We start from the raw sequence: 19,661 nt of genomic DNA, 5'->3' as shown, positions 1-19,661 counted from the left end.
CCGGCCGGTCATGGCCGGTCACGCGAGCCCATCCGTCCCGAAGGCCTCGCGCGCGATCTCGGCCCGGAAGCCCTCGATCAGGACGCGCAGCCCGTACTCGAAGTCGGCGTCGTGGTCGGTCATGCGCAGCACGTCGGCCGCCTCGCGCAGCAGCGGGAGGTCGCGCAGGGCCTCGTCCGGGAAGGGTGGCCGGGCGCGGTCGGCGGCGTCCTGTCGCCAGGCCTGCTCCTCGGTGACCCAGCCCATGATGTAGCGGTCGATGGTGAGCAGCAGCCGCAGCGCGGTTCGGGGCCGCAGGCCGGCCTGCCGGAGGGCGTCCAACTGGGCTTCGACGGCGGGCAGTTCGTCCTCGGTGGGCAGCGTTCCGGCGTGCACCCGGGCGCCGTCGCGGTAGGCGAGCAGGGCGTGGCGCTTGGCGCGGGCGTCGGCGGCGAGCCAGTCCGGCCAGTGCTCCGGATCCGGGCTGCGGTCGACCGGGAGGGCCTCGGCGAGCATCGCCTCGGCCATCAGGTCGAGCAGTTCCCGCTTGTTCTTGAAGTGCCAGTACAACGCGGGTGACTGGACGCCGAGTTCGCGGGCGAGCCGCCGGGTGGTCAGGCCGTCGATGCCCTCCTCGTCGAGTACGCGCAGCGCGGTGCGCACCACCTCGTCGCGTTGCAGTGCCACCGCCGACCACCTCTCCGCTATTCGCCTGCCCACTCCACCTTATCGCCGCTAAGTTCCGAGCTGGAATTTATCAGCGATAAGGAGAGCCGTCGTGATCGACGGCCCGAAGGGACCACCACCCCATGACCTCCGGAACGGACCGTCCCAGGTCCCGACTGCTGCCGAACACCGCGCCCTGGCGGTCCTCCCGCGACTTCCGCCTCACCTGGACGGCCGGCACCGTCACCCTGCTCGGCTCCGTCCTCACCATGACGGCGATCCCGCTCCAGATCGCCGACCTCACCGCTTCACCGCTGGCCGTGGGCGCGGTCGGCGCCGTCGAACTCCTGCCGACCATCGTGTTCGGCCTCTACGGAGGCGTCCTCGCCGACCGTGCCGACCGCCGCACCGTCGCCCTGGTCACCGAACTCGCACTCGCCGCACTGAGCGCCCTGCTGCTCGCCAACGCGCTGCTCGGCACGCCCGCGCTCTGGCCGCTGTACGCGGCCGCCGGACTGGCAGCGGCACTGCAGGGCCTTCAGCAGCCCTCGGCGGAGGCGATGATCCCCCGGCTGGTGCCACCCGACCAGCTGATGGCGGCGGGCAACCTGCTCTCGCTGCGCTGGAGCATCGCTGGCCTGGCCGGCCCGGCCACCGCCGGGCTGCTGATCGCCACGGCCGGCGTCCCGGCCGCCTACCTGGTCGACCTCGGCACCTTCCTGGTCTCGATCGCCCTGCTCACCCGGGTCCGGCCCGTCCCCTCGCAGCGGGACGCCGAGGCACCGCGACTACGGGAGTTCGTCGACGGCGCCCGGTACGCGACCCGCCGCCCCGACCTGCTGGGCACCTACCTGGCGGATCTCGCGGCCACGGTCTGCGCCCTGCCGACCGCGCTGTTCCCCTTCCTCGCCCAGGAGTTGGACGCGGCGTGGGCGCTCGGCCTGCTCTACTCGGCCGCTGCCGCGGGCGGCCTGCTCGCGGCCGCCACCGGCGGCTGGACCGAGCGGGTGCACCGGCACGGCCGGCTGGTGCTGCTCTGCGCCGCCCTCGTCGGCGCGGCGACGGCCGCGGCCTCGATCGCCCCCGGCCTGTGGGCCGTCCTGCTCTGCCTGCTCGTCGCGGGCGGCGCCAACCAGATCGGCGACACCTTCCGCAGCGCGATCTGGAACCAGTCCATTCCGGACGAACTTCGGGGCCGCGCCGCCGGCCTGGAGATGCTGATCGGCTCCGCCGGGCCCGCCCTCGGGAACCTGCGGGCCGGCGGCCTCGCCGCCCGGCAGGGCATCCGCGTCGCGCTGCGCACCGGTGGCCTGCTCTGCCTGGCCGGCACCGCCGCCCTGTCGGCCGCGCTTCCGGCGCTCTGGCGCTACGACCAGCGCGACCAGCCAAACCACCTCGACCAGCCGGCCCAGCCGGCCCAGCCCGACCACCCCGACCACCCCGACCGACACCACCAGCCCGCCCGGCCCGACCAACAGTCCACGCCATGACCACCCACCCCGACAGCGGCGGACCGAGGCGCTGCCCCTCAGTCCCGGGCGGGCACCGTGGCGTGCCGGGCGATCAACGCGCCGAGCCGGCCCGGGTCGCCGGTGCCGCGCTTGGGCAGCAGGGTCAGCACGTGCGTCTGCTCGTCCCCGCCCAGCAGGACGAAGAGTTCGGGCGTCTCCAGGTAGTACGGAAGCTCCCGCCAGGCGAGTTCGGTGCTGGACACCGCGTTGGTGACGGTCACCCCGGCCTCGCCGAGGACGATCCGGAACTCGCCCTTGTCCGCCGCCATCCGCCGCACCTGACGCAGTTGCAGCCAGGGCAGTCCGACCACCAGCAGCAGCGCGGCCGCGAGCATCACCAGCGCCGGTGGGCCCACCGTCCGATCGGCGACCGAGAGCACTACCGCGCCGGCCCCGGTGCAGGAGGCGGTCAGGTACCTCGACCGCCGGGACCGTCGACCCGCCGCCGTACCCCGGGCCCGGGCCGCGAACGCCGCCCGGAAGTCCGCGGTCGTCGGCGTGTAGCAGACCTCGACCGACTCCTCCACCCGCTTGCCACCGTCCACCCGCAACCCCTCCGAACCCCTCCACCCGACGCATCTGCCGCCGGATGCTAGCAAAAGCCGTGTGCACCCGATCCATCGCCCTCTCCCCCTCCTCCCGGTGACGCGATTCCGCCGCTTCCGGGCGGGCCTCGTTGACCTCCCGCCGCACCCGACGGTTGGCTCACCACGAGCCGGCCGCCGGGGAGTTCGACGCGGACCGGCCGTACCCAGGGGAGGGACCAGATGACCCGCACACGTTCCGCACCACGCCTGCTGCGCGCGGCCGGCGCGCTGGCGGCGGCCGCGCTGGCCGCCGTCACGGTGGCGACGCCCGCCCAGGCGGACGCGCCTCGCGGCCGCACCGAACGGGTGTCCGTCGGGCTCGGCCAGAGGCAGCCCGACGGCGCCTCGAACGCCGCCGGTCTGAGCGCCGACGGCCGCTTCGCCGTCTTCACCTCGAAGGCCGCCGACCTGGTGCCCGGCGACACCAACGGCACGTCGGACGTCTTCGTCCGGGACCTGTGGACCGGCCGGACCGAACGGGTCAACACCGGCGCGAACGGCGCCCAGGCGGCCGACGACTCCTTCGACGCCACGATCAGCGGCGACGGCCGCTACGTGGCGTTCAGCTCCTACGCCACCAACCTCGCCCCCGGCGGGAACCTCGGCTTCGAGGACGTCTACGTCCACGACCGCTGGACGGGGACCACCGAGCTGGTGTCCACCGGCCACGACCCGGCCAAGCCGCAGACCGGCCGGCAGTCCGGCCACCCGTCGATCAGCTGGGACGGCCGGTACGTCGCCTACCAGTCCAACCGCTCCGACCTGGCCCCCGGCACGGTCACCTGGACGGGCGGCAACATCTACGTCACCGACCGCTCGACGAGCGGGACCCGCCTGGTCAGCGTCGGCGCGGACGGAACCGAGGCGAACGCCTCCTCCGCCGAGCCGGTGATCAGCGGGGACGGCGGCTCGGTCGGCTTCATCTCGAAGGCCACCAACATCATCAGCCAGGACAAGCCCGGCGCCCTCGCCGCGAAGGCCGCCGCCGAGTTCGACGGCGTCTCCGACGAGGAGTTCGTCCGCGACTCCTTCCGGCACGACGACCAGCCGACGATCCTCAAGCCCCGCTTCTACCCGCTCTACGTCCGCGACCTCCGCGACGAGCAGAGCGTCCTGGTGAGCACCGACGGGGCGGGCGGCTACCGCGGGGCGGCCTCCCCGGCGCTCAGCCGGGACGGCCGCTACGCCGTCTACTCGGCGCTGCTCCAGGACGGCAACGGCCCCCGGGGGCACCACTTCGAGGTGTACGTCCGCGACCTGGAGGAGGGCACCGAGACCCTGGTCAGCGCCGGGCTCCCGGGGACGAAGACCTCCGGCGACTCCTACCACGCGCAGATCACCGCCGACGCCCGCTGGGTCTACTTCGACTCCGACGCGGCGAACCTGGTGCCAGGGGACACCAACAACGCCGGGGACGTCTTCCGGCGCGACCTGCGGACCGGCCGCACCGAGCGGGTCAGCGTGGCGACGGACGGCTCGCAGACCGCCGGCGCCTCGGAGCGGCCGTTCATCGACGCCCTCGGCACCACGGTGCTGTTCACCTCCGAGGACGGCACGCTCGTCCCGGGCGACACCAACCAGGCCCCTGATGTCTTCCTCCGCCGGCTGCCGCTGCTCTGACCCGAAACCGACCGGGCCCGGCCCCGCTCACCGCACCGGCAGCAGATACCCCACACCGCAATGGGTTGCGCGGAGGTGCGGCAGGGCTGCCGGTCCCGCCCGCCCCTCAGCACGTGAGCGCCCGCCCGCCCCTCAGCACGTGAGCGCCCGCACGCCCTTCAGAGCGTGAGCGCCCGCGCCGACGCCCGGATCGGCGCCGGGAGTTCGGTGCCGCCGCGCAGATGGCGGTCCACCGCCGCGGCCGCCGCCCGCCCCTCGGCGATCGCCCACACGATCAGTGACTGCCCGCGCCCGGCGTCCCCGGCGACGAAGACGCCCGGCGCGCCGGTGGCGAAGTCGTCGTCCCGGGCCAGGGCGCCGTCCGGGCCGGTGGTGAGGCCGAGTTGGGCGATCAGCCCCTGGTCCGGCTCCGGGCCGCTGAAGCCCAGCGCGAGCAGCACCAGCTCCGCCGGGACGCTCCGCTCGGTGCCGGTCCGGGGGCTGCGGTCGCCCGGTTCGGCCTCGGCGAAGCGGACGGCGGCCAGCCGGCCGTCCGGTCCGGCCTCGAAGCCGACCGTGGTCGCCGCGAACACCCGGGGACCGGCCGCCGCGGCCCCCGACTCCTCGTGCGAGGTGGTCTCCCGGTACACCTTCGGGTGGACGGGCCAGGGCTGCCCCGGCGCCCGGCGGACCGGCGGGCACGGGTTGATGTCGAGCTGGGTGACGGCGGCCGCGCCCTGGCGCAGCGCCGTCCCCAGGCAGTCGGCCGCGGTGTCCCCGCCGCCGACGATCACCACGTGCCGACCCTCGGCGGACACCGGCGGGGCCGCGCGGTCGCCCTCGTCGACCCGGTTCGCCCAGGTCAGGTAGTCGATCGCCTGGTGCACGCCGGGCAGGGCGCACCCCGGCACCGCCAGCTCCCGGCAGGCGGTCGCGCCGACCGCCACCACCAGCGCGTCGCACCCGGCCCGCAGGTCCCCGGCCGCGATGTCCCGGCCGACGAGCACCCCGGTGTGGAAGGCCGTGCCCTCGGCCCGCATCTGGTCGAGCCGCCGGTCCAGCCGGTGCTTCTCCAGCCGGAACGGCGGGATCCCGTAGCGCAGCAGCCCGCCGAGGCGGTCGGCCCGCTCGTACACCGTGGTGGCGTACCCGGCCCGGGTCAGCTGTTGCGCGGCGGCCAGGCCGGCCGGGCCCGAGCCGACCACGGCCACCCGCCACCCGGCGCCCCGCTCGGGCGGCTGCGGCAGGTCCCAGCCTTCTTCCCAGGCCCGGTCGGTGATCGCCAGCTCGACGTTCTTGATCGTCACCGCGGCGCCGTCGATCGCCAGCACGCACGCGCTCTCGCAGGGCGCCGGGCAGAGCCGTCCGGTGAACTCGGGGAAGTTGTTGGTCGCCAGCAGCCGGGCGGCGGCGGCCCGCCAGTCCGCGTCCGCCACCAGCTGGTTCCACTCCGGCACCAGGTTTCCCAGCGGGCAGGCGTGGTGGCAGAACGGCAGCCCGCAGTCCATGCACCGGCCCGCCTGCCCGCCCACCACCGGCAGCGGCGCCCGCGGCCGGTACACCTCGCGTGAGTCCCCCAGCCGCTGCTGTGCGTCCCGCCGCTCGCGCTCGGCGCGCGGGGTGGTGAGGAAGGCCATCCGGTCTGCCATCGCGGCCTCCGGCGGGGTGTGCCGACAAGGACCCGGTGGCACCCCCGGCCGACACGCCACCGTACGGCCACCGTACGCCCCTCCCCGGCGCGGCGAAAGCCGTCCCCGTCCGCACGGCTCCCGTCCGCACGGCTCCCACCGACACGGCTCCCATCGGCGCGCCCGCCGCCCGCCACCCGCCGCCCGCCGGGCCCGGACCCGCCGGACGCCGCCGTGGGCACGCCGGGGAGAATCGGGGCCATGACCCACACCGTGCTGATCGCCGAGGACGACCGGGCCATCCGCGACTCCCTCGCCCGCGCCCTCCAACTGGAGGGCTACCGGGTGAGCACCGCCGCGGACGGCGCGCAGACCCTGGCCGCCCTCACGGAGCAGCGCCCGGACCTGCTGGTGCTGGACGTGATGATGCCCGGCCCGGACGGCCTGGAGGTCTGCCGCCGCCTGCGCGCCGACGGCGACCGCACTCCGGTCCTGATGCTCACCGCCCGGGTGGAGGTCCCGGACCGGATCGCCGGGCTCGACGCCGGAGCCGACGACTACCTGGTCAAGCCCTTCGACGTGGACGAGCTGTTCGCCCGCCTGCGCGCCCTGCTGCGCCGCAACCCGCCCGAGCCCGCCGGGGGCGTCCTCGCCGTGGCCGACCTGCGGGTCGAGCCGCACGCCCGGCGGGCCTGGCGGGCCGGGCGGGAGCTGGAACTGTCCCGCACCGAGTTCGACCTGCTGGAGCTGCTGACCCGGCACGCGGGCTCGGTGCTCGACCAGGCGACGGTGTACGAACAGATCTGGGGCTACGACTTCGGCCCCGGCTCGAAGAACCTCGCGGTGTTCATCGGCTACCTGCGCCGCAAGCTGGACCTGCCCGGCCTGACGCCGCTGATCCACACCGTCCGCGGCGTCGGCTACACGCTGCGCGAGTCGTGACCGGTCGGAGCCGGTCGCGGCCGCGGCCGCTGTGGCCGCGCCGGGGGCTGCGCACCACGGTCTCGCTCGCCTTCGCCGCGATGGCCGCCCTGGTCGCGGTGCTGATCGGCGCGCTCGGCTACCACTCCGCCGCCCGGCTGATCCGGGACGACGAGGGCGCCGACTTCACCGCGGCCGTCCAGGCGGTGCACCAGCAGGTCGGCCGGGAGATGCTGTTCCCCGGCGACTTCAACGGCACGGACGGCCTGAGCGAGGAACTGCTGCGCCCGATCCGGGTCACCTCGCAGTCCCTCGGCCCCGACGGCGAGGTGCTGCCCGCCACCGCCCGGATCGACCTCCGGCCGACCCCGGAGGACCGCTCCCTCGCCCGCTCCGACGACCCCGGCCGGACCTCGACCGGGCTGCGGCGCGTGCGCGGCGACACCTACCGGGTGGCCGTGGTCTCGCTCGGCGGCGGCCGCGGCGCGGTCCAGATCGCTCAGCAACTGGGCCCCACCGAGCACCTGTTGGCGACGCTGCGGATCCGTACCGGAGTGTCGGTAGCGGCGGTCGCGGTGCTCGCGGGCGGGGCCGGCTGGCTGCTCGCCCGGCGGATCACCGGCCGGCTGGTCCGGCTCACCGACGCGGCCGAACTGGTCGCCGCCAGCGGGCGGTTGGACGTCCCGGTGGCGGCCGCCGGGACGGACGAGGTCGGCCGACTCGGCCGGGCCTTCGACCGGATGCTGGGCCGGCTCGCCACGGCCAAGGAGAACCAGCGCCGGCTCGTCCAGGACGCCGGGCACGAGCTGCGCACCCCGCTGACCAGCCTGCGCACCAACCTCTCGGTCCTGCCCAGCCTGGACCGCCTACCGCCCGCCGAACAGGCCGCGCTGATGGCCGATCTGGCCGAGGAGGCAAGGGAGTTGACGCTGCTGGTGGAGGAGCTGGTGGCGCTCGCCGCGGACCGGAAGGCCGACGAGGAGCCGACCGAACTGGTGCTGGCCGAGCTGGTGCGCGAGGCCGCCGCGCAGGCCAGGCGGCGCAGCGGCCGGGAGATCATCGTGGACGCCGACGACACGGTGGTCACCGCCCGCCCGGACGCGCTGGCCCGGGCGGTGGGGAACCTGCTGGACAACGCCGCCAAGTTCGACCCGGCCGGGACGGCCCCGATCGAGGTGGTGGTGCGCGGCCGCCGGGTCGAGGTGCGCGACGGCGGGCCGGGCATCGACGAGGCCGACCTCTCCCGGGTCTTCGACCGCTTCTACCGGGCCACCGCCGCGCGCAGCCTGCCCGGTTCGGGGCTGGGCCTGGCCATCGTGCACGAGGTGGCCGGCTCGCACGGCGGCGAGGCCTTCGCCGCCAACCGGGACGGCGGCGGCGCGGTGATCGGCTTCACCCTCGGTCCGTAGGGCGTGTCCTCGACCTCCCGTCCGCGTGGCGGCTCCGGGGCACGCGCAACGCCGCCGGGCCCCGGCGGCGTCACGTCGGCCGCCGTGGGACCGCCCGTCAGACCGCCGCGAGCAGCCCGTGCCCGAGCCAGTCGGCGTTGTCCTTCACGCCCGGCAGGACGAAGAAGTACCCGCCGCCGGTCGGCGAGATGTAGTCGACCAGCGGCTCGTCGATGAGCCGGGTCTGGGTGGCCTCGAACTGCCGCACCACGTCCTGCTGGTAGCAGCAGAACACCAGGCCCATGTCCAGGTTGCCGGCCTGGTCGACGCCCCGGTCGTAGTTGAAGCCGCGGCGCAGGATGCGCGAGGTGTCGGTGTCGGCGGTGCGCGGGTTGGCGAGCCGGATGTGCGCCTTGAGCGGGATCGCCTTGCCCTCCGGGTCCTTGCCGTAGTCCGGCGCGTCGGTCTCCTGGCGGCCGTCCAGCGGCGCGCCGGTGTCGCGGCGGCGGCCGAACATCTTCTCCTGCTCGGCGAGGGTGACGCGGTCCCAGAACTCGATCAGCATCCGGATGATCCGGATCACCTGGTAGCTGCCGCCGGTCGCCCAAGCGGGCTCGCCCATGCCGTCGGTGACCCAGATCAGCCGGTCCATCTCGCGGGCAGAGGTGGTGTCGGGGTTGACTATGCCGTCCTTGAAGCCGAGCAGGTTGCGCTGGGCGCCGTCCGGGCGGGACTCGTTCTGGAAGCCGTCGATCCGCCAGAGGATCTGCATCGCGCCGCGGGTGTGCCGGGTGATGTCGCGCAGCGCGTGCAGCACGGTGTCCTGCCGGTCGGCGCAGATCTGCAGCGAGAGGTCGCCGTGGAGTTCGGCGGCCTGCAGGTTGTCGTTGGGGAAGGTCTTCATCGGGGCCAGCTTGGTCGGCTTGGCCTTGGCCAGCCCGTACCGGTCGTCGAACAGCGAGGCGCCGACGCCGACCGTGACGGTCAGGTTGTCGGTGGGCACGGCGGGGCCGAGGATGCCGCTGTCGGCGGGCGGCGCGCCGACGCCGAGGTCGGGCGGGGTGCCGCCGGCGGTGAGGAAGCGGATGCGCTCGGTCAGGGTCTTGAGGAGGTCCTCCAGGCCCTTGCGGTCCTGGGCTATCACCTGGCAGGACACGAAGGCGGCGTAGCCGGGGGCCGGGGTGGTGACGCCGGCCTGGTGGTCGCCGTGGAACGGGACGACTCCGCTCTTCGCCTGGCGGCTGTCCCCGGCGGAGGCCGGGTCGGCGGCCAGGGCGAAGGACCCGCCCGCCATGACGGCGGCTCCGGCGCCGGCGCCGAGCGCGGCCCGGACGAAGCTGCGGCGGGCCGGGCCGGCCGGGCAGCCGCCCTCGGCGGGCACGGCGGGCGCGGCGGGCGCGGCGGCGTGCGGGAACGGGCAGGAGCCTCCGGTGGCAGCGGTGTGGTCGGTCATCAGGCGGCCTTCCGGATCTCGAGCAGGGCGGGGATGGGGGCGAGGTCTTCGAGCAGCTGGCCGGTGGCGCCGTTGAGCTGGCGGCGGGTCTCGGCGGGGAGCTGCTCCAGCGCGGTCCAGCCCTCGGGCTTGTGGGCGGCGGCGACCAGGTCGCCGACCCGGTTCATCCCGGCGTTGACGCGGGTGAGCAGTTGCGGGTCGCGCTCGTCGAGCAGCGGCTGCAGGACGGTCAGCAGTTCCCGGGTGCCGGCCAGGTTGGCCTGGGTGGTGGCCAGGTTGGTGCCGCTGCCCTGGTCGGTGTCGCCGGTGAGCTCGAACTGGAGGGTGTTCTCCAGGATCTCGTGGGCGCGCAGCGGGAGGTCACCGGGGTCGAAGTCCTGGCCGGGGAAGTCCTGCCCGAGCTTGGCGACGTCGGCGGCCAGCTGGTCGGCGACGGGCGTCAGGTCGGCGGCGGACTCGCCGTGCCAGAGGCCGTACTCCAGGCGCAGGAAGCCGGTGAAGTCCTTGTCCTGGGCCTTGTCGGCGAGCCCGTCGGGCCGGCCGTCGATCTTGCCGTCGAGGTCGGCGAAGGTGCCGTAGGCGGCGCCGAGCGAGGCGTACTGGAGGTGCGCGGTGAGCCAGTCGGCCTTGGCGGTGGCGAGGTCGCCGCCGTGGACGTCGGCCTGGAGCTTCCGGGTCTGCGTCAGCAGGGTCGCGAGGCCCTTGTCGACGTAGTCCTTGTAGGTGTCGAGCGGGCCCTTGAGGTCCTCCTCGGCGACCGGCTTGACGGCCTTGACCTCGCCGCCGCCGGTGACGTGCACGGCGGCCGAGGTGACGGACTTGCCGCCGGTGGGCACGCAGCGCCAGGCGTAGTCGCCGGAGCCGATGGTCGCGGTCAGCGCCCGGGTGGTGCCGGGGGCCAGGCCCTCGATCTCGCCGTAGACGGCGCCGCTGGCCGGGTTGACCAGGTAGACCTCGGAGACCTTGTCCCCGGTGTTGTGCATCTGGAAGACCTGCTGGCCGGGCAGCGGGGTGCTGAAGCCCTTGCCGCACTCCTGCTCGGAGACGGACACGGTGGCGGAGCTGCCCTGCTTGCCGTCGCTGACCGCGATCACGGCCCCGGCGACCACCACCGGCACCGCGACCAGCGCGGTCGGCACGGCCCAGCGCGGACGTCCGGACCGCACCGGCCCGGTGGCCCCGGCCTGCTCGCCCTGCTCCGCCTTCCCGGCGGCCGAGGCGGCCGAGGCGGCCGAGGCGGCTGGAGCGGCCTTGCCGCCGCGGACGCCCTCGACGAACAGCGTCATCACGATGCACAGGTAGGCGAGGTAGCCGACGACCTGCAGGACCGTCATGGTGACGGTCAGGTTGAGGGTGCCCTGGACCAGCGTGGCGTACCAGGAGGAGGCGTCCAGGTGGCCGCTCAGGTCGAAGGCGTACGAGCTGCCGCCGCCGACCAGCCCGGACTCCTGCAAGTCGCGCAGGCCGTAGCCGAGCACGCCCGCCGCGACCACGATCAGGCCGACGCCGGTGATGGTGAAGAACCGGGTGAGGTTCATCTTCAGCGCCCGCCGGTACAGGCCCCAGCAGAGGCCGGCCGAGAGCACCAGGCCGACGGCCGCGCCGAGCAGCGGCCCGGTGGACTCCCCGGCGGTGCGCACGTTGGTCCACAGGAAGAGCGAGGTCTCCAGGCCCTCTCGGCCGACGGCGAGGAAGCTGGTGAGCACCAGCGCACCGGCCCCCATCGCCAGCGAGGCCTGGACCTTCTCCTTCAGTTCGGCGGAGAGGGTGCGCGCCGAGCGGCGCATCCAGAACACCATCGCGGTGACGAAGCCGACCGCGATCAGGCTCAGCACCCCGCCGAACGCCTCCTGGGCGTGGCCGGAGAGGTTGGCGGCGGTGAAGGTGAGCACCGCGCCGAAGCTGAGGCTGAGCGCGATCGCCGCCGCGACACCGGTCCACACCTGCGGCAACCGGGCCTTCTGCCCGAAGCGGACGAGCGTGGCGACCAGGATCGACACGATCAGTCCGGCTTCCAGACCCTCGCGCAGCCCGATCAGAAAGCTGGGAAACGCCTCATCCCACATGCAGCGGGCTCCTCCCCCGGTCACCCCGGGTCGTACCTGAACTCGGCGGCCCGCCGCGGGTGGCGGCGGCGCGGCACAGCCGAACGCCCCGGACACGGGGGTCCAGGGCGCTTCGACTTAGCTTAGGCAAACCTTAGAGCCGCCGTGGTCAACAGGACCCCCCGTTCAGGTAAGGGTTCGGTATGAGGGCTGCCGAGCCGGCCCGGCTCAGCCCCACCACTGCTCCGGTACCGCCTCCGGCTCCGCCGGCACCGCCACCGGTTCGGCGGCGGGCGTCACCAGCAGCCCGCCGTCGCCCGTCTCGGCGACCAGGTAGCCGTACTCGCGCAGCACGACGGCGGCCGCGCCGCTGACCGCCTCGCGAGCCCCCCGCGAGGGCGGTTCGTCCGGCCCCTCCCCCGGCGACCAGCCGACCGCCACCCCCGGCGGGCGACGGCCGATCCGCAGCAGGGACGGGCCCGACCCGGCGTCGATCCCGGCGCGGGCGAGGGCCGCGGTGACGTCCTCGAAGAGTTCACGGTGATCCACCATTGGCGCAGCGTAGGCCCGGGGTCGCGCGACCTCCGGACGCGGCGCGCGCCGAAACGGTTCAGCGGCACCCGGGCGCAGCACCGTCACCCGTCCGGGCGGCCGATCGGACGTCAGGACCCCCCGTCCGGCCCGACACGAGCGGCCGGACGGGCCGATGGACGTGCACAGTCGGCCCCCTGCCGACAGCATGACAGAGTAAGCGCTCCATCACCCTGAGCAACGGGCCAGTGGTTCATCCGCTCCGCGTGCCGGTCCAGCCGGCGGGCCCGTATCGAGAGGTCCCATGATCACAACACTTCGCCGGTCGGCGTTTCCGCCGGCGGGCCTCCAGCCCGGCACGCCGAGAACGCCGGGGAGCCCGTCGTGAGAACCGACCAGCAGTCGCAGCCGGGACCGGCGACCAGCACGCGCGCCGACCCCGCGAACAAGGCCGAGGCCCTGGCCGACTGGACCGACGGCCGACTCGGCATCTACTCCCTGGCCAAGGCCAATCTGCGCAAGATCTTCCCGGACCACTGGTCCTTCATGCTGGGCGAGATCGCGCTCTACACCTTCGTCATCATCATCATCACCGGCGTCTGGCTGACCCTCTTCTTCAAGCCGAGCATGGGCGAGGTCATCTACGACGGCTCGTACGTCCCGCTCAAGGGCATCCAGATGTCGGAGGCCTACGCCTCGACCATCGACATCAGCTTCGAGGTGCGCGGCGGCCTGCTGATGCGCCAGGTCCACCACTGGGCGGCGATCGTGTTCGTCGCCGCGATGCTGACGCACATGATGCGCGTCTTCTTCACCGGCGCGTTCCGCAAGCCCCGCGAGATCAACTGGGTCTTCGGCGCGATGCTGCTGTTCCTCGGCATGTTCGACGGATTCATGGGCTACTCGCTGCCGGACGACCTGCTCTCCGGCACCGGCATCCGCTTCATGGAGGGCGCCGTCCTGGCCGTGCCGATCGTCGGCTCGTACCTGCAGTTCTTCATGTTCGGCGGCGAGTTCCCCGGCCACGACATCGTGCCGCGGCTGTTCACCGTGCACGTCCTGCTGATCCCCGGCGTCATGGTGGGCCTGCTCGCGGCGCACCTGATCCTGGTCTTCTACCACAAGCACACCCACTTCGCCGGGCCCGGCCGGACCAACGACAACGTGGTCGGCATGCCGCTGATGCCGGTCTACATGGCCAAGGCCGGCGGCTTCTTCTTCCTGGTCTTCGGCGTGGTCGCGTTCATGTCGGCGATCGCCACCGTCAACCCGATCTGGGCCTACGGCCCCTACCGGCCCGACCAGGTGTCCACCGACGCCCAGCCGGACTGGTACATGGGCTTCTCCGAGGGCCTGGTGCGCGTGATGCCCGGCTGGGAGATCAGCGTCTGGGGCGGCCACACCCTGAACCTCGGGGTGTTCGTCCCGCTGGTGGTCTTCCCGACCGTGCTGCTGGCCATCTGGTGCTACCCGTTCCTGGAGGCCTGGGTCACCGGGGACCGCAGTGAGCACCACATCGCCGACCGGCCGCGCAACGCGCCGGTGCGAACGGCCTTCGGAGCGGCCTGGATCAGCCTCTACCTGATCCTGCTGGCCGGCGGCGGCAACGACCTGCTCGCCACCCACTTCCACCTGTCGATCAACGCGATCACCTACGCGGTGCGCACCGGCTTCTTCGTCGTTCCGGTGGTCGTCTTCGTGATCACCAAGCGGTGGTGCCTGGGCCTGCAACGGCGCGACAAGGAGAAGGTGCTGCACGGCCGGGAGACCGGCGTCATCAACCGGCTCCAGCACGGCGAGTTCGTCGAGGTGCACGCCCCGCTCCCGCCGGGCCGGCTGTACGCCCTCACCGCGCACGAGCAGCCGCAGCCGGTGGACCTGCCGCCGGAGGTGGACGAGAACGGGGTGGTCCGCAAGGCCGGGCTGTTCGCCCGGACCAGGGCCAAGCTGTCCCGCGGCTTCTACGGCGAGGGCAGCCAGATCGCCAAGCCCACCGCCGAGGAACACCGGGAGATCAGCAGCGGCCACGGCCACCACTGATCCCCGCGGACACCCCGAGGGCCCGCTGCGCCGTCACCGGCGCGGCGGGCCCTCGGGCATGCCCGGGCGGATCGGGCCCGGCTCAGCCCCGCAGGGCCGCCGGGACGACGGCGAACAGCGCCGCCGCCAGGGTGACGGAGAGGCAGAGCGCGGCCCAGCGGGTGCAGATCCGGCGGCACTCGCCGCGGTAGCGGGCGGCCAGCCGGCGGCAGCGCTCGACGGCGCGGTCGACGACCTCCTCGGCGTAGCGCAGCCGGTCGGCGGCGTAGGCCTGCTCCAGGCTCTCCCGCTCCGCGGCGGGCAGCCACGCGAACTGCCCGGCGAAGGCCCGGGCGTCCCGTTCGGCCGCCGCCACCTCGGCCTCCCAGGCGAGATAGCCCTCCAGCCGGGCGATCTCCGCCCGGGCGTTCACCCGGCCGCCCCCGGCGGGCCTGCCCTGCCGCGGGGTCCGCGCTCCCGGCGGACGCTGTCTGCCACCCATGACCGCTCCTCATGTCCTGTCGAGGTGTGCTGGCGGGACGCCCTGACGAACCGTCCCGCCGAACCGGCGCGCGGGAGATCGCTCCGCGACCAGGCCACTACTATCAGTGACCAACCGGGCGCGCGGGGCGACTCGCCGAGCCTCCGCGCGACTCCTCGCAACCCCGCCGGGGCGGATCCGCCCGGGGTGTCGGATCCGAAAAAGTTGCGTGCCACGCAGTCTTGCGCGGCGCGCAGACTTCCGGGGAGGGTGGTTTCCATGACGAAGAGTCAGACCGGTCTGCGGGAACGGAAGAAGGCCGCGACCCGGGAGGCGCTGAGCTGGGCCGCACTGCGCCTGGCGGTGGAACGGGGCCTGGGGAACGTCCGGGTGGAGGACATCGCGGCCGCGGCCGGGGTGTCGCCGCGCACCTACAACAACTACTTCTCCAGCAAGGCCGAGGCCATCGTCTCCCGGCACTGCGACCGCATCCGGCTCGTCGGCGAGGCACTGCGGGAGCGACCCGTGACCGAACCGCTCTGGGAGGCGCTCACCCGGGCCGCCCTCGCGCCCTTCGACGGCGCGGCGGAGCAACCGGACCCGCAGTGGACCACCTCGGTGCGACTGCTGCTGCGCGAGCCGGCCCTCCAGGCCGAGCTGGCCCGCGCCGGCGCGGACGCCGAGACCGGGCTCACCGCGGCCGTGGCCGCCCGGACCGGAGCCGACCCCGGCGGCCTCCACCCCAGGCTGGTCGCCGCCGGTGTCCTGGCCGCGCTCAAGGCGGCCAGCGACGTGTGGCTGCGCGCCGACCCGCCGGTGCCGCTGCAACCGCTCCTGGCGGAGGCGCTGCGGCAGCTGGCGGCCGGCCTCCCCGACCCGTCGTCTTCGTGAACTCACCGCCGCACAGGGGGATTGACCATGACCAACGATGTCATCATCGCCGGCGCCGGCCCGAACGGGCTGATGCTGGCCTGCGAACTGGCGCTGGCCGGAGTCCGGCCGGTGGTGCTGGACCGGCTGGCCGAACGCTCGTCGGAGCAGAAGGCGAACGGGCTGGTCGGCCAGGTGATCCGACTGCTGGACCACCGCGGCCTGTACGAGCGGCTCGGCGGCCCGGGCGCCCCGGCTCCGGTGCCCCGCTTCGTGTTCGGCGCGTTCCCGTTGGACCTCCGGGAACTCGACGGCAACCCGCTGTACGCCCTGCCGGTGCCGCAGCACCGGATCGAGGAGGCCCTGGCGGAGCGGGCCCGCGAACTCGGCGTCACCGTGCACCACGGCCGCGAGGTCACCGGCCTGACCCAGGACGAGGCGGGGGTGACCGTCGAGGTCCACGGACCGGACGGGCCGGAGCGGTTGCGCGCCCGCTACCTGGTCGGTGCCGACGGCGGCCGCAGCACCGTCCGCAAGCTGGCCGGGATCGGCTTCCCCGGGGTCACCTCGCCCGACCCGGTCGCGCGCATCGCCCACGTGCTCCCGCCCGAGGGGGTGCAGGTGCTCGACACCGGCGAGGTGCTGCTGCCCGGCTGCCCGACGCCGTTCCGCCCGTTCACCCACACCCGCACCGCGCACGGCGTGTTCGTGCTCGTCCCGATGGGCCCGGAACTCGTCATGATGGCCACCCTGGAGTGGGACGGCCCGCCCGTCGACGAGACCGCGCCGCCCACCCTGGACGAACTGCGCGCCAGCGTCCGCCGGGTGACCGGCGCCGACCTGGCGCTCGCCCCGGCCAGCACGCCCGGCGCGCACACCCCGCGCCGCCAGGTCGGGCACAACACCCGGCTCGCCGAGCGCTACCGCGAGGGCCGGGTGCTGCTGGTCGGGGACGCCGCGCACGTGCACGCCGCCACCGGCGGCCCGGGCCTCAACCTCGGTCTCCAGGACGCCGCGAACCTCGGCTGGAAGCTGGCCGGCGACGTCCAGGGCTGGGCCCCGCCCGGCCTGCTGGACAGCTACCACCGCGAGCGGTACCCGGTCGGCGAGCGGGTCTTCATGCACTCGCAGGCCCAGATGGCCCTGATGTCCCCGGGCTCGGCCGTCACCGCCCTGCGCGCCCTGTTCGGCGAGTTGCTCGCCCACCGGGACAACCTCGGGCGGATCGCCGCGCTCATGGCGGGCAGCGACGTCCGGTACGACACCGACTGCTCGCACCCGCTCGCCGGCGGCTTCGCACCGGACCTCCCGCTGACCACCACCGCCGGCCCCACCCGGCTCGCCGAAGTGGCCCGCGGCGGCCGCGCCCTGCTGCTCGACCTCGCGGAGGGCTCGCCCCCGCTCGCCGACCTCGCGGCCGGTTGGAAGGGCCGGGTGGAGGTGCTCACGGCGGGCTGGGACGTGCTGACGGCCGACTGCCCGCAGCCGCCCGCCGGCGCGCTGCTGGTCCGCCCGGACGGCTACGTCGCCTGGGCCGCCGCACCCGGCGAGGAGGATCCGGACGGGCTGCTGCGAGCGCTGCACACCTGGTTCGGCGAACCGGACTCCGCCCGCTTCTGAGCACCCGCACCCGGACGCCCCCCGGCCCCGGTCGGGGCGGCCGGGGCCGGGGGGAGAGAATGGACCGCATGTCCCGACGTCGCCCCGCGCCCCGCGCCGCCGCCTCCACGCCCCGGCTGCTGCCCTCCTCCCCCTGCCCCTGCGGCCTGCCCGCCGCCTACGGCGACTGCTGCGGGCGGCTGCACCGCGGCCAGACGGCGGCCACCACCGCCGAGTCCCTGATGCGCTCGCGGTACAGCGCCTTCGCCGCCCAGGACGAGGCGTACCTGCTGCGCACCTGGCACCCGGACACCCGGCCCGACGAGGTGGACTTCGACCCGGCGCTGCGCTGGACCGGTCTGGAGGTGGTGGCCACCACCGAGGGCGGCGCCTTCCACGCGGAGGGCACGGTCGCCTTCCGGGCGCACTGGACCGAGGGCCGTGAGCAGGGCGTGCTCACCGAGCACAGCCGGTTCGTCCGGCACGAGGGCGCCTGGGTGTACCTCGACGCCCTCTCGCTCGGCTGAGCTCCGGGGCCCCCGCGGGGGTGCTCCTACAGGTAGTCGTCCAGGCGGCCGAGGGCGAAGCCCTGCGCGGTGACGTCGTTCACGACCTTGCGGAGCAGGTCCGGCATCGAACCCTTCCAGAGGTCGGTGCCCCGGAAGTGGGTGAGGATGATGTCGCCCGGGTGGAGCTTCCGGTCCTCGTAGCGCCACTCCATGTGGTCCGGGAAGGCCTCCTCGTTCCACAGCGGCACCGCCTGGACCCCGCAGGACGCCGCCGCGCGCAGCGTGTCGTCGTTGTACTCGCCGTACGGGGGCCGGAACAGCCGGGGGCGGACGCCGATCTGCTTCTCCAACTGGTCCTGCTGGCGGCAGATCTCGTCGCGCTGGGCCTCGTAGTCGAGGACCTTCAGGTTGCGGTGGTTGATGGTGTGGTTGTTGATCTCCACGCCCTGGGCGTGCAGGTCGCGGAAGTAGCCGTAGTTCTCCCGGACCAGGTAGTCGGAGACGTAGGTGCTGAGCGGGATGCCGAGTTCGTCGGCCATCCGGGAGAACTCCGGGTCCTTCTCGGCGCCGTCGTCGACGGTCAGGAAGACCACCTTCTCGTCGGTCGGCACCCGGTAGACCACCGGTGGCCGCCCGTCCTTGACCTTCACGCCCTGCGACTCGGCCAGCACCGACCTGGTCGCCGGGCGCGGCGGCGCCTTCAGCGGCGGGCTCTCCAGGCCCCAGCGGTGCGCGGTCTCCAGGGCCGCCCGGGTGGCCGACTCCTGGCGGGCCACCGCCTCGGTGCCGGTCTCCTCCTCCGTGCGGGCCAGGCCCGGCAGCACCGCCGGCGCCTCGGGCGGGCGGCCGGCCCCGTGTTCGACCACGGGCACGGCACCCGCCGCCGGCGGGACGACCGCCGGCCGCGCGGGGTTTGCGGGCCCAGCACAGCCGGCGGCGACGGCGGAGAGGCAGACGGTGGCCAGCAGGCCGGTCCGCACACCCGCCCGCACACCGGCGCCGCGCCCCTGACTTCCCCTCAAACCAGCATTAATACGATGATTTGATGATCTGTTCATAAGCGCACTGCTCCCCCGCAGCGCACCCCCGCCAATCCCCTCATCACCCGAACGGGGCAACGGCGCGCCGGGCGCCTTGCCCTTCCTTTGCCGAACCGGCCACATCCGGTACCGGGTCGGCGGCGCCGGGCGCCCGCACGAAACCCCGATTGCCATCCGAAACCCGATTGCCATCCGACCGCGCGACCACCGATCATGCGCGCATGACCGACATCGCGCCCCGCACCGCCCACCTCTGGTCCGTCACCACGGCGGACGTCACCGCACCCGAGGCCCTGGCCCTGCTGCGCGAGTACTACTACGACGTGGCCAACCGCTACTACCGCCTGCACCTCGGCCGCGAGGGCACCCCCGAGGAACTGGAGTCAGGGCTGGCCGGCTCCCCCAGCGACGACCTCACCGAACCGGACGGCCTCTTCCTGCTCGGCCACTACGACGGCACGGCCCAGTCCTGCGCCGGGCTGCGCCGGCGCGACGCCGACACCGTCGAGCTGACCCGGGTGTTCGTCCGCCCCGGCCTGCGCGGCACCGGCGGCGGCGCCCGGCTGCTCGCCGCCGTCGACGAGGCCGCCCGCTCGCTCGGCGCCCGGCGGATCGTCCTCGACACCCGCCTCGACCTGGTCGAGGCCCGCGCGCTCTACACCCGCCACGGCTACCGCGAGATCCCCGCCCACAGCAGCGGCCCGTACGCCCAGATCTGGTACGGCAAGGAGCTCGGCGGCTAGGTTCTGTCCGCGCGATCATGAGCGGAGCCAGATGGCCAGTGCGGCGACCGTGACTGTGCCGAGAAAGACGTACACGCGTTTGTCGTACCTGG

At 74.2% G+C, this 19,661-nt stretch carries 17 protein-coding genes; 9 read left to right on the top strand and 8 right to left on the bottom strand.

The genetic code is table 11. The annotated features are described in order from the left end of the window. Positions 1-18 precede the first annotated feature (18 nt). Complete coding sequence (locus ACIPLC_RS34630; protein WP_400477019.1) at positions 19-666, bottom strand: TetR/AcrR family transcriptional regulator C-terminal domain-containing protein; 648 nt, start codon at positions 664-666, stop codon at positions 19-21. Between the two features lie 122 nt (positions 667-788). Here ACIPLC_RS34630 and ACIPLC_RS34625 point away from each other — a divergent pair, with 122 nt between their 5' ends. After that, entirely contained in the window at positions 789-2,135 is a 1,347-nt protein-coding gene (locus ACIPLC_RS34625) for an MFS transporter (protein WP_400477018.1), read from the top strand. 38 nt (positions 2,136-2,173) lie between these two features. Here the strand turns inward: ACIPLC_RS34625 and ACIPLC_RS34620 are convergent, their stop codons facing one another. Continuing rightward, a complete protein-coding gene (locus tag ACIPLC_RS34620; RefSeq protein WP_400477017.1) occupies positions 2,174-2,701 on the bottom strand; it encodes a YcxB family protein in 528 nt (175 codons plus the stop codon). Between the two features lie 222 nt (positions 2,702-2,923). Between ACIPLC_RS34620 and ACIPLC_RS34615 the strand changes: the two genes are divergently transcribed. Continuing rightward, complete coding sequence (locus ACIPLC_RS34615; RefSeq protein ID WP_400477016.1) at positions 2,924-4,363, top strand: TolB family protein; 1,440 nt, start codon at positions 2,924-2,926, stop codon at positions 4,361-4,363. A gap of 158 nt (positions 4,364-4,521) precedes the next feature. Here ACIPLC_RS34615 and ACIPLC_RS34610 read toward each other — a convergent pair whose 3' ends face one another. Then, complete coding sequence (locus ACIPLC_RS34610; protein ID WP_400477015.1) at positions 4,522-5,991, bottom strand: glutamate synthase subunit beta; 1,470 nt, start codon at positions 5,989-5,991, stop codon at positions 4,522-4,524. A gap of 240 nt (positions 5,992-6,231) precedes the next feature. On the opposite strand from ACIPLC_RS34610, the gene ACIPLC_RS34605 reads away from it, so the two are divergent. Beyond that, positions 6,232-6,912 (top strand): response regulator transcription factor, encoded by a 681-nt coding sequence (locus ACIPLC_RS34605; RefSeq protein WP_400477014.1) that lies wholly within the window; start codon positions 6,232-6,234, stop codon positions 6,910-6,912. Further along, a complete protein-coding gene (locus tag ACIPLC_RS34600) occupies positions 6,909-8,300 on the top strand; it encodes an ATP-binding protein (protein WP_400477013.1) in 1,392 nt (463 codons plus the stop codon). Before ACIPLC_RS34605 ends, ACIPLC_RS34600 begins: the two co-directional genes overlap by 4 nt. 97 nt (positions 8,301-8,397) lie before the next feature. On the opposite strand, the gene efeB is transcribed toward ACIPLC_RS34600, so the two are convergent. The 3 genes from efeB to ACIPLC_RS34585 all read right to left on the bottom strand — a co-directional run bounded on the left by efeB (position 8,398) and on the right by ACIPLC_RS34585 (position 12,329). After that, positions 8,398-9,732, bottom strand: a complete 1,335-nt coding sequence (gene efeB / locus ACIPLC_RS34595) for an iron uptake transporter deferrochelatase/peroxidase subunit (RefSeq protein ID WP_400477012.1) — start codon at positions 9,730-9,732, stop codon at positions 8,398-8,400. Then, the gene (gene efeU, locus ACIPLC_RS34590) at positions 9,732-11,798 is read right to left on the bottom strand and encodes an iron uptake transporter permease EfeU (protein ID WP_400477011.1); all 2,067 of its coding nucleotides are present in this window, start codon (positions 11,796-11,798) and stop codon (positions 9,732-9,734) included. Before efeU ends, efeB begins: the two co-directional genes overlap by 1 nt. Positions 11,799-12,005: 207 nt before the next feature. Next, positions 12,006-12,329 (bottom strand): hypothetical protein, encoded by a 324-nt coding sequence (locus ACIPLC_RS34585; RefSeq protein ID WP_400477010.1) that lies wholly within the window; start codon positions 12,327-12,329, stop codon positions 12,006-12,008. Between the two features lie 363 nt (positions 12,330-12,692). Between ACIPLC_RS34585 and ACIPLC_RS34580 the strand changes: the two genes are divergently transcribed. Beyond that, positions 12,693-14,348 (top strand): cytochrome bc complex cytochrome b subunit, encoded by a 1,656-nt coding sequence (locus tag ACIPLC_RS34580; protein WP_400477009.1) that lies wholly within the window; start codon positions 12,693-12,695, stop codon positions 14,346-14,348. A gap of 82 nt (positions 14,349-14,430) precedes the next feature. Here the strand turns inward: ACIPLC_RS34580 and ACIPLC_RS34575 are convergent, their stop codons facing one another. After that, positions 14,431-14,829: a cytochrome C oxidase subunit I gene (locus tag ACIPLC_RS34575; RefSeq protein ID WP_400477008.1), complete on the bottom strand. Its 399-nt coding sequence runs from the start codon at positions 14,827-14,829 to the stop codon at positions 14,431-14,433. Between the two features lie 258 nt (positions 14,830-15,087). Here ACIPLC_RS34575 and ACIPLC_RS34570 point away from each other — a divergent pair, with 258 nt between their 5' ends. The 3 genes from ACIPLC_RS34570 to ACIPLC_RS34560 all read left to right on the top strand — a co-directional run bounded on the left by ACIPLC_RS34570 (position 15,088) and on the right by ACIPLC_RS34560 (position 17,804). Continuing rightward, complete coding sequence (locus ACIPLC_RS34570; RefSeq protein ID WP_400477007.1) at positions 15,088-15,699, top strand: TetR family transcriptional regulator; 612 nt, start codon at positions 15,088-15,090, stop codon at positions 15,697-15,699. A gap of 27 nt (positions 15,700-15,726) precedes the next feature. Next, positions 15,727-17,298 carry an FAD-dependent monooxygenase gene (locus ACIPLC_RS34565; RefSeq protein ID WP_400477006.1) on the top strand — a complete coding sequence of 524 codons (1,572 nt, stop codon included), beginning with the start codon at positions 15,727-15,729 and terminating at the stop codon, positions 17,296-17,298. 68 nt (positions 17,299-17,366) lie between these two features. After that, entirely contained in the window at positions 17,367-17,804 is a 438-nt protein-coding gene (locus ACIPLC_RS34560) for a YchJ family protein (protein ID WP_400477005.1), read from the top strand. Between the two features lie 26 nt (positions 17,805-17,830). Here the strand turns inward: ACIPLC_RS34560 and ACIPLC_RS34555 are convergent, their stop codons facing one another. Then, positions 17,831-18,808 carry a polysaccharide deacetylase family protein gene (locus tag ACIPLC_RS34555; protein ID WP_400477004.1) on the bottom strand — a complete coding sequence of 326 codons (978 nt, stop codon included), beginning with the start codon at positions 18,806-18,808 and terminating at the stop codon, positions 17,831-17,833. Between the two features lie 239 nt (positions 18,809-19,047). Between ACIPLC_RS34555 and ACIPLC_RS34550 the strand changes: the two genes are divergently transcribed. Further along, the gene (locus ACIPLC_RS34550; protein ID WP_400477003.1) at positions 19,048-19,569 is read left to right on the top strand and encodes a GNAT family N-acetyltransferase; all 522 of its coding nucleotides are present in this window, start codon (positions 19,048-19,050) and stop codon (positions 19,567-19,569) included. Positions 19,570-19,661 lie beyond the last annotated feature (92 nt).

The sequence above is a fragment of the Kitasatospora sp. NPDC086801 genome, from assembly GCF_044745805.1.
Classification (GTDB): Bacteria; Actinomycetota; Actinomycetes; order Streptomycetales; family Streptomycetaceae; genus Kitasatospora.
Note: the sequence above shows the minus strand (reverse complement) of the source record. Positions and strands in the feature narration are given on the sequence as shown.